General features: G+C 30.9%; 12 protein-coding genes. 9 read left to right on the forward strand and 3 right to left on the reverse strand.

Annotation, left to right across the window (positions count from 1 at the left end; translation table 11 throughout):
* The first annotated feature begins 152 nt into the window (after positions 1-152).
* The 5 genes from trkA (at position 153) to CLLI_RS07550 (ending at position 5,418) form a co-directional block, all read left to right on the forward strand.
* Positions 153-1,538 carry a Trk system potassium transporter TrkA gene (gene trkA, locus CLLI_RS07530; RefSeq protein WP_341457000.1) on the forward strand — a complete coding sequence of 462 codons (1,386 nt, stop codon included), beginning with the start codon at positions 153-155 and terminating at the stop codon, positions 1,536-1,538.
* Positions 1,516-2,985: a TrkH family potassium uptake protein gene (locus tag CLLI_RS07535; RefSeq protein WP_106063607.1), complete on the forward strand. Its 1,470-nt coding sequence runs from the start codon at positions 1,516-1,518 to the stop codon at positions 2,983-2,985. Before trkA ends, CLLI_RS07535 begins: the two co-directional genes overlap by 23 nt.
* Before the next feature lie 84 nt (positions 2,986-3,069).
* A complete protein-coding gene (locus tag CLLI_RS07540; protein ID WP_106063608.1) occupies positions 3,070-3,486 on the forward strand; it encodes a hypothetical protein in 417 nt (138 codons plus the stop codon).
* Positions 3,487-3,569: 83 nt separating this feature from the next.
* Entirely contained in the window at positions 3,570-4,985 is a 1,416-nt protein-coding gene (locus CLLI_RS07545; RefSeq protein ID WP_106063609.1) for a glycoside hydrolase family 18 protein, read from the forward strand.
* 247 nt (positions 4,986-5,232) lie between these two features.
* On the forward strand, positions 5,233-5,418 hold the full coding sequence (locus tag CLLI_RS07550) for a hypothetical protein (RefSeq protein ID WP_106063610.1): 186 nt from the start codon (positions 5,233-5,235) through the stop codon (positions 5,416-5,418).
* Positions 5,419-5,427: 9 nt separating this feature from the next.
* Here the strand turns inward: CLLI_RS07550 and CLLI_RS07555 are convergent, their stop codons facing one another.
* Together CLLI_RS07555 and CLLI_RS07560 are read right to left on the reverse strand one after the other, a co-directional pair.
* Positions 5,428-5,997 (reverse strand): restriction endonuclease, encoded by a 570-nt coding sequence (locus CLLI_RS07555; RefSeq protein ID WP_106063611.1) that lies wholly within the window; start codon positions 5,995-5,997, stop codon positions 5,428-5,430.
* An 11-nt stretch (positions 5,998-6,008) separates the two neighbouring features.
* The gene (locus tag CLLI_RS07560) at positions 6,009-6,578 is read right to left on the reverse strand and encodes a restriction endonuclease (protein WP_106063612.1); all 570 of its coding nucleotides are present in this window, start codon (positions 6,576-6,578) and stop codon (positions 6,009-6,011) included.
* Positions 6,579-6,786: 208 nt separating this feature from the next.
* Between CLLI_RS07560 and CLLI_RS07565 the strand changes: the two genes are divergently transcribed.
* Entirely contained in the window at positions 6,787-6,981 is a 195-nt protein-coding gene (locus tag CLLI_RS07565) for an alpha/beta-type small acid-soluble spore protein (RefSeq protein ID WP_106063613.1), read from the forward strand.
* 60 nt (positions 6,982-7,041) lie between these two features.
* Entirely contained in the window at positions 7,042-7,239 is a 198-nt protein-coding gene (locus CLLI_RS07570) for a small, acid-soluble spore protein, alpha/beta type (RefSeq protein ID WP_242975553.1), read from the forward strand.
* Between the two features lie 114 nt (positions 7,240-7,353).
* On the opposite strand, the gene CLLI_RS07575 is transcribed toward CLLI_RS07570, so the two are convergent.
* Positions 7,354-7,881: a hypothetical protein gene (locus tag CLLI_RS07575; RefSeq protein WP_106063614.1), complete on the reverse strand. Its 528-nt coding sequence runs from the start codon at positions 7,879-7,881 to the stop codon at positions 7,354-7,356.
* A gap of 136 nt (positions 7,882-8,017) precedes the next feature.
* Between CLLI_RS07575 and CLLI_RS15000 the strand changes: the two genes are divergently transcribed.
* Positions 8,018-8,143 carry a hypothetical protein gene (locus CLLI_RS15000; protein WP_278335572.1) on the forward strand — a complete coding sequence of 42 codons (126 nt, stop codon included), beginning with the start codon at positions 8,018-8,020 and terminating at the stop codon, positions 8,141-8,143.
* 34 nt (positions 8,144-8,177) lie between these two features.
* On the forward strand, positions 8,178-8,327 hold the full coding sequence (locus tag CLLI_RS14480; RefSeq protein WP_170063668.1) for a hypothetical protein: 150 nt from the start codon (positions 8,178-8,180) through the stop codon (positions 8,325-8,327).
* The last annotated feature ends 375 nt before the right edge of the window (positions 8,328-8,702 follow it).

Consider the following 8,702-nt stretch of genomic DNA (forward strand, 5'->3'; position numbering starts at 1 on the left):
AGATTTAAGCGTCAACTCCTCCTATTTCATAGCTATTTTGTAGCTTTCGTGTTTATTTGACATTGAAGGATTAGACAAAATTTTTGCAGCTGTGATACAATAAAAAAGGTTTTCAGTAAAATATAGTAATATTTATAGTAAATTGGAGGAGGATGAAGATGAAGGTAATGGTAGTTGGTGCCGGAAAATTAGGATACAAGCTGGCAGAAGCTATGATTAATGAAGATATCTATGTAACGTTAGTTGACTCAAATCCCAAGGTTTTAGAGAGGATAAATGATCATTTAGACGTACTAACTGTTAATGCAAATGGAACTGATATTGGAGTACTTAAGGAACTTAATATTGAAACCTATGATCTACTTGTGGCTGCTACGGACAGTGATGAAACCAATACGGTTATTTGTTCCTTAACAAAAAAAATAGGATGTAAAAAAACCATAGCAAGAATTAGAAACCCAGAATATGTTCAACAATTAGATTTTGTTAAAAACGAAATGGGTATTGATTATATTATTAATCCTGAATTAGCTACAGCTAATGCCATAGAAAAATATTTGTTGAAAAGTTATAGTTTTAATTCAGAAGACTTTGCCAGTGGTAAGGTTTCTATGGTGGAGTTTAATTTAAATAGCCTAGAAAATTTTATTGGAAAGAAGATAATGGAGCTTGAAGATTTCGAAGACTTATTGATTACGGCTATATCTAGAGATGGAAATGTCATTATCCCACATGGGTCAACTGAATTGATGGAGAATGATATTATTTATGTTATGGGTAAAAGTAATAATATTGATAAATTAAATAAAAAACTTAAAGTTTCTATTGATAAAAAGAGTGTAAAAAGAGCAATGATATTAGGGGGAGGTAAAATAGGTTATTATTTAGCACAGCGACTGACTGCATCTAATATAAATGTAACTATTGTTGAGCAAGATAAAAGCCGCTGTCATTATATATCTGAAAGACTTGATAATGCTTTAGTGATACATGGAGATGGAACAGATATTAATCTTTTGGAAGAGGAAGATTTAGCATCTATGGATGCTTTTATTGGAGTTACAGGATATGATGAACAAAATCTTTTAATGGCATTAATGGCAAAACAATCTGGGGTTAATAAAACAGTAGCAAAAATAAGTAGACCTAGCTATGTACATGTAATAGACAAGCTAGGTATAGATGCTGCCATAAATCCTGTAAATATTACTGCAAGTAATATTTTAAAATATATCCGAGGAGGTAAAGTTGTTTCAGTTTCATTGCTTCTAGGAGGGGAAGGAGAGGTTACAGAGATTATTATAGGTGAAGATTTAACTATAGTTGGAAAACCAATATGTGAATTAGGACTGCCTAAAGGTATAATTATTGGGGCAATTGTACATAATGGCGAAGTGTTTATTCCCAATGGAAAATCTGTAATTTATCCAAAGGATAGGATCATTGTTTTCTGTTTAACATCAGATATGCCAGCATTAAAAATGTTTTTTAAAAAAAGCAAAGGAGGAATATTAGGTGAACTATGGAATAGTAATTAAGGTATTAGGGAAGATATTAAAGATTGAAGCACTACTAATGGTACCTTCATTGCTAGTATCTCTATATTATAATCAAAATGATAAGCTGCCTTTTTTAATCAGCATTTGTATAATTGGTATCATAGGCTTTATCATGTCTAAAAAATCCAATTGCAAAAAAACCATTAAAGCCAAAGAGGGGCTGGCAATTGTAACTATTGGCTGGTTTCTATGCTCTTTATTAGGAGCTTTGCCTTTTGTACTTTCAGGAAGTATTCCATCATGGGTAGATGCATTTTTTGAAACAGTTTCTGGTTTAACTACTACAGGAGCAACAATTATAAATAATGTGGAAATTCTGCCTAGGGGGATTTTGTTTTGGAGATCCTTTACCCATTGGATTGGAGGCATGGGAATATTGGTATTTACAGTGGCCTTTTCTCATACCATAGGAGCAGGCGGTTTTCAAATATTTAAAGCAGAAAGTCCTGGTCCTATGACAGACAAAATTGTACCAAGAATTAAGGATACTGCGAAAATTTTATATATTACTTATTTTGCAATGACAATTTTAGAGATAGTACTGTTGGTAATTGGTGGTATGCCTCTATATGACTCAACTGTTCATACCTTTGGGACAGTTGGTACAGGTGGATATTCCATTAAAAATTCAAGTATAGGTGCTTATAATAGTACTTATATTCATATGGTAATTGCTATATTCATGATGCTTTCTGGTGTTAATTTTTCACTCTATTATGCTTTATTTAAAGGTAAATGGAGGGAAGTTTTGAAAGATGGAGAGTTAAGATTATATCTTGGTATAATATTTGTTTCTTCTGTACTTATTGCCTTAAATATAAATTCAACACTATATCACAACATTGGACTAGCATTTAGAGATGCTTTTTTCCAAGTAAGTTCTATTATTACCACTACAGGTTATGCAACAGCAAATTTTGATCAGTGGGCGCCTTTTAGTAAGTCCATTCTTTTACTTTTAATGTTTGTTGGAGGCTGTGCTGGATCCACAGGCGGTGGAATCAAAAACATAAGGATATTAGTACTTTTAAAACTAATTAAAAGAGAATTTTCTAAGATATTTCATCCAAGAGCGGTGATACCAATAAAATATGGAGAAAAAGTAATATCAAATGAAACCGTTGCCAGCATAACCAGCTTTTTTGCATTATATATTATCATATTTATTTTAGGAACAATACTTATTTCACTAGAGGGAATTGATCTTGAGAGTGCGGCAAGTGCCGTAGCTTCAGCCTTAGGAAATGTTGGACCAGGATTTGGATTTGTAGGACCAACACGAACTTTTAGTGAATTTAGCGCTTTATCAAAAATGTTACTTTCTGGACTTATGCTATTGGGAAGATTGGAGATATTCACTATAATGGCATTGTTTGCACCTATTACTTGGCGTACACCAAGGGGTAAATCTGCAGAAGCTGCTTAAAGAATATTATAAACATACAAAGGGCAGGAAATTTTAAATACTTATTTCGCTTTTGGGGAAGGTTAATAATGAGGTGTTTATATTATGCTTAAAAGAGCAATATTAATTTTAATTATTATTCTTTTACCATCAGCAAATATCCATGCTGAAGAATATAAAAAGGTTGAAATTTTTGATATAGATAAAGGAAAGGTGGTAAAGGTAGTTAAATCAAATTCTAAAATTCAAAAGGCAGCTGTAAGCTATATTAATGAAATAACAGGTATATATTGTAAATTCAAGCCTATTCCAGATAAGGGCTATGGCATTAAAATCTCTTTACAACCATCTGTAACCATTAAAAATAAATGGATAGACACAGTTATAGATGAAGTTATTATCATAATTCCAAAAGATGAGGACCCTCCATTTCTAATAATTTTTGAAAATAAAGATAAATTGCTTTGCTTCACCTTTAAAGGAGATATAGATATATTATTGAAAAAATTAAGCCTTCCCTAATTTTTAACTATTTAATTTTATATTGTCATTCATATTAATATAATGCATAAACTAAATATATATAGATATTTAGGGAGGAGTTTATGCTTATTCATGTAGTTAAACCAGGGGAAACACTTTGGCAAATCTCCGTATATTATGGTGTACCTATTGCAAAAACAATGGATGCAAATAAACTGCCCAATCCAGGCCAATTGGTAATTGGTCAATCCATAGTGATTCCAATAGAAGGTGTTTATCATACTGTAAGTCCTGGGGAATCATTATGGAGCATTGCTCAAACTTATAAAACTAATGTGGCAGGGATTATAAGGGTAAATCAAATTACTAATCCTGCTGCTATTTATCCAGGTCTTAGATTATATATTCCAGCTCCTTTATATCAGGTTAAACCTGGAGAAACTTTATCTCAAATCGCTAAAAGATATGGAGTTACTGTAGATGATTTGATGAAAGTAAACAATATTTCTGATCCAAGTATGGTATATCCAGGACAAATACTGATTATTCCTATTAAAGAAAGACCAGTTGTTAATGTAAACGCATATATAGATCGATATGGACAAGAAGCTGTGCCGCCAGTGATGGAAGCAGGTAAGTATTTAACTTACTTAAGTCCATTTGCATATAAAATTAAAGAGGACGGTAGTTTGGAGACTATAGATGATGTTCCAGCAATTAGTGCAGCTTATTCGAAAAATGCAGTACCTATGATGGCCATAACTAATTTTACATCTACTGAGTTAGGAGAAAATGTTGCACATATTGTACTTAGTAGTAAAGAAATCAGTGAACAGTTGATTACAAATATCATTAAAGTACTAAAAGAGAAAAATTATAAAGGTGTGAATATTGATTTTGAAAATGTACTTCCACAGGATCGAGAGCTTTATAATCAGTTTCTTAAGCGTACAGTAGACAGTTTGCATAAAGAAGGTTACTTTGTTTCTACTGCTTTGGCGCCAAAAACCAGTGCAGAGCAAAAGGGATCACTATATGAAGCACATGATTATGAAGCTCATGGCAGAATTGTTGATTTTGTTATTTTAATGACCTATGAATGGGGATACAGATTAGGACCTCCACAAGCAATTTCACCATTAAATGAAATAAAAAAAGTACTTGATTATGCGGTTTCTGTTATACCTAAAGAAAAAATTTACTTTGGGTTTCAATTATATGCAAGAGATTGGGTTCTACCACATGTTCAAGGTGAAGAAGCTGAAACATTTAGTATGCAGCAAGCTATAATAAGAGCGGTTAAATATGGTGCCGTGATTGAATATGATCCAGTTGCTCAGTCACCATTCTACCAATATAGAGACGAAAAGGGAATAATGCATGAAGTGTGGTTTGAAGATGCAAGGAGTGCAGAAGCAAAATTTGATACAGTAAAAGCATATAAGCTAAATGGCATTAGCTATTGGGTTTTAGGATATCCATTTCCCCAAAACTGGATTTTACTTGAGGATGATTTTACCATTAAGAAACTTTTATAATAATTATGCATAAGAGGGTAACTTACAAAAGTTGCTCTCTTAATTTAATATATTATTTACAATTTGGAGAAATAAGGGTAAAGCAGTTTTAGTTAGAACCTCTAAAATTCGCCCAATTATCTTTACTTTCATTCAAATCCATTGTACTATAATTGAGTGAAAAAATTCAACAGAGCAAGCAGAAAATCAATTTTTAAAGCTTATAAATCTGTTTATAAAAAATAATAGAAAGGGGCAATGCCATAATATGGAGGTACATATTTTCTTAAAAGGTGAAAATCATCCAGTAGTTTATAGTGGAGATAGAATTGATGTTTTAGATTTTCAAATGTCAGGAGTTAAATACAAACAAATAAGATATTTTAGAAAAGGTTTTAGCAAAAGCGAACTTATAGAAGGATCTATAATTAATAAAATAGTAACTAAGAATTAATATATATAATCAAAACTCCGGAGAATCTCCAGGGTTTTGGTTACAGGCTTTTAGTGTCATTAGGGTTTCATATTTCTTAACCAAATCTTTACCATCATATAATTGAAGATTATAATTTGCAGGCAAAGTATTTATGTACCTTAAAGCTTCCTCAGTAAATATACCAGTGGTTATTAATACCCCATTGGTTATATTACAACCTACCATGGAACCTATTAATTCTTTAGCTGCATTCACATCTATTTTAAATTCAGCATTTTTATTATATTTATATGATTTACATTCTACAAAATAAATGTCCATACCTTTCTTGCAAATAATATCCTTTCCTCCATCTAAGCCTTTACATGACACAGAAATATCTGAGTAACCTTCCTTCCATAGAAAATCTGCGCACCAATTCTTAAACTCCATTGGTGTAAGATTACAAATATCCTCTAATATCAAATTACCCTGTTTTAACCTTTCCATATCTTCATCATATATTTTATCTATTTTTAGACATTTAATAGTTTCTATTATTAATTTAATTATATATAGGCATAAGAAAATAGTAAGAAAAAAATCTATAGATTTCATATAACCACTTCCTAAATATTATTTGATTGTTGCAATAATAGGGAAATTTCCTTTTCTCTTATTGCTCTGTGGATATTAGTTAAGGTTACACCATCATAAATGGAAATGTTGAACTTATTGGGTAATGAATCTATGTATTTTAATGCTTCAGATGTAAAATCCCCTGTTGTGATAATAATGCCATCAGTTACATTATCATGTTCCAATGTCCCAATAAACCTTTGTACATCAGGTCTGCCTATGGATTCATAATTATCACTATATTCATCTATTTCTTTTGCTGATTTGCACCACACATAAATGGTCTTTTTATACCTAGTGGAAATAATAGTTTTATAGTTTTCATATCTCCATGAGGATACTATTTCTATATTTTTATAACCTAGTTTTTCTAGTAAATTAAAGCACCAATTTTCAAAATCACCTATAGATAGCTCTGCTAAATGTTTTCTAGACACCAATCCATATTTAAGCCATTGAGATCTGTGACTATTTCTGAGTTCAACATTAAGCTTATTAAGATATTTACTATAATAGGATAAACCTATAAATGTTATGCCTATAATGAAAATTACATACAATTAAATCACCTCTACACTATTATTATTTCAACTTATGTATAAAATATCCATTATATTTAGGCATAATTTAAATATATTTGTAAATGTGACAAGCTAATGAGTTCATTCCCAATATTTCCTTCAATTCCATAACATATAGTTTTAAATTTAGGTAAAACTTATAATACAAAACAAAATAATATATAAAATAAAAAGGGAGGAATTAATTATGGCAAATAGAAGTAATAGAGTATTAGTTCCAGAAGCAAAAGAAGGATTAAATAAATTTAAAATGGAATCAGCAAGAGAAGTAGGAGTTAACTTAACAAATGGATACAATGGAAATCTTACTTCAAGAGAAGCTGGGTCAGTAGGCGGAAACATGGTTAAAAAGATGGTAGAGTCCTATGAAAAAAACCTATAAAGTAATTATATAAATAAGCTCAGGCAACTGGGCTTATTGTTTTAAGCAGGAGGAATAATTATGGTTATGGGAGAGAACAACTTCAATAAGCTGACTATATCACATATAGATGAAGACATAAGTAAAGTTAAAATTGAAGCTGCTAAAGATGTAAGTGCTAAAGAAAAAGATAATGGAGATATTACCTCAAGAGAAGCTGGAAATATAGTGAAGACAATGATAGAAGCTTTGGAAAGAAATATGATCAATAGGGATTAGAGTACAACATATATAATAAAATTATTTACACATTCATATAGCTATTAAGGCTGTTGACAAAGTGAATTTGCCAACAGCCTTAAAAATGTAAATATGCTTTAAGAGTAATTTATCCTATCTATGATGACCGTAATGATTACCATAGTGTGGATAATATGGATAGTGCGGATAATATGGATAAAATGGATAATATGGATAATATGGGCCATAATGTTGATGCCCATAGTAAGGAGAACGATCAAAGTTCATATCATCAAAGTTTGCATCATTAAAGTTTGTATCATTGAATACATCTGCAGCATCTATGTCTTCATCCATATCTCTATATTTTCCACAGGGGTCATATTTGCACTTATGATCATGACCTTTGTATCCAGCTGGAGATATTGGATAAGGTGTGGGGCATGGAGTCATCTGTGGAGCCATAGTCTCATAAGGAGATACCTGAGATGGCATTGCCTGATAAGGCATCATTGGATAATACATCATTGGACAGCAGCACATAAAAGGCATATTAGAGCCTTCGTCATGATCGTACCCATGCCCATGTTTATGACGGCCACGAGCGGAATCATTAAGAGTTTCTTCAGTATTTTCATTGATGATTTCATCGGAATTTAAATCTTGGTTTCTAAAGTACATTACATACCTCCATAAAACTTAACTATACTTATATTATATTAAGGAAGCAAAAAATTGTTACCGCTTTAAAAAATAAATAATAGAATAATACCTCTTCCTGTGGAGAAAATAATCCTATGAAAGGGGTGTGTTTATTTTGGCAGTAAAACAAAAACTTACAAATCAGCAAACTCATGCTATAGGAATAGAAAGGACAGATAATGGTGAAATTAATCATAAAGAAGATAAAAAACATAATAAAAATAAAAAAGAAAGAAGATAAGCTTCCATAGTTTTGTAAAGGAGTGAAAAGTAAAATGGTGAAGAAGAATGAAAAGCTTCCCCACGCTCAGGCTTTTAAAAAAGCTAAAAGAATGATGGACAATGAAAAAAACCTTGCTAATGTGCTTCAAGACACTGAATTGAATCATAAAGATGTTTTGAAGATTAAAAATCAAGATAGGTAATTTGTATACAATTATCAATTAAGAGTTAACAATTAAAAAATGGAATAGTGGCTGTGGCACCAAGGAATTTACATACAATATATTGTAGTATTTATTCTTAATGCCACAGCCCCATTTTTATATACAAAGTAAAAATAAAAGCATATATTATATTAAAGAAAATATTAATAGTAATATTAAGATAGCAATATAAAAAGTAAATTAATTATGTTAGTGTATTCGAAAAACAATAATTAACAATTACTAGGGGTTGTAATAAAAGTGCTTATTTGGATAGAAAAACATTATGAATTTAATTTACTGTATGACAAAAAGGCTTTTAGACACACAATTTTAAAAAGCCGTAGGCTGGTTATTAAATTTAATATAGCTTTG

Source organism: Clostridium liquoris, from assembly GCF_002995785.1.
GTDB classification, from domain to species: domain Bacteria; phylum Bacillota; class Clostridia; order Clostridiales; family Clostridiaceae; genus Clostridium_AO; species Clostridium_AO liquoris.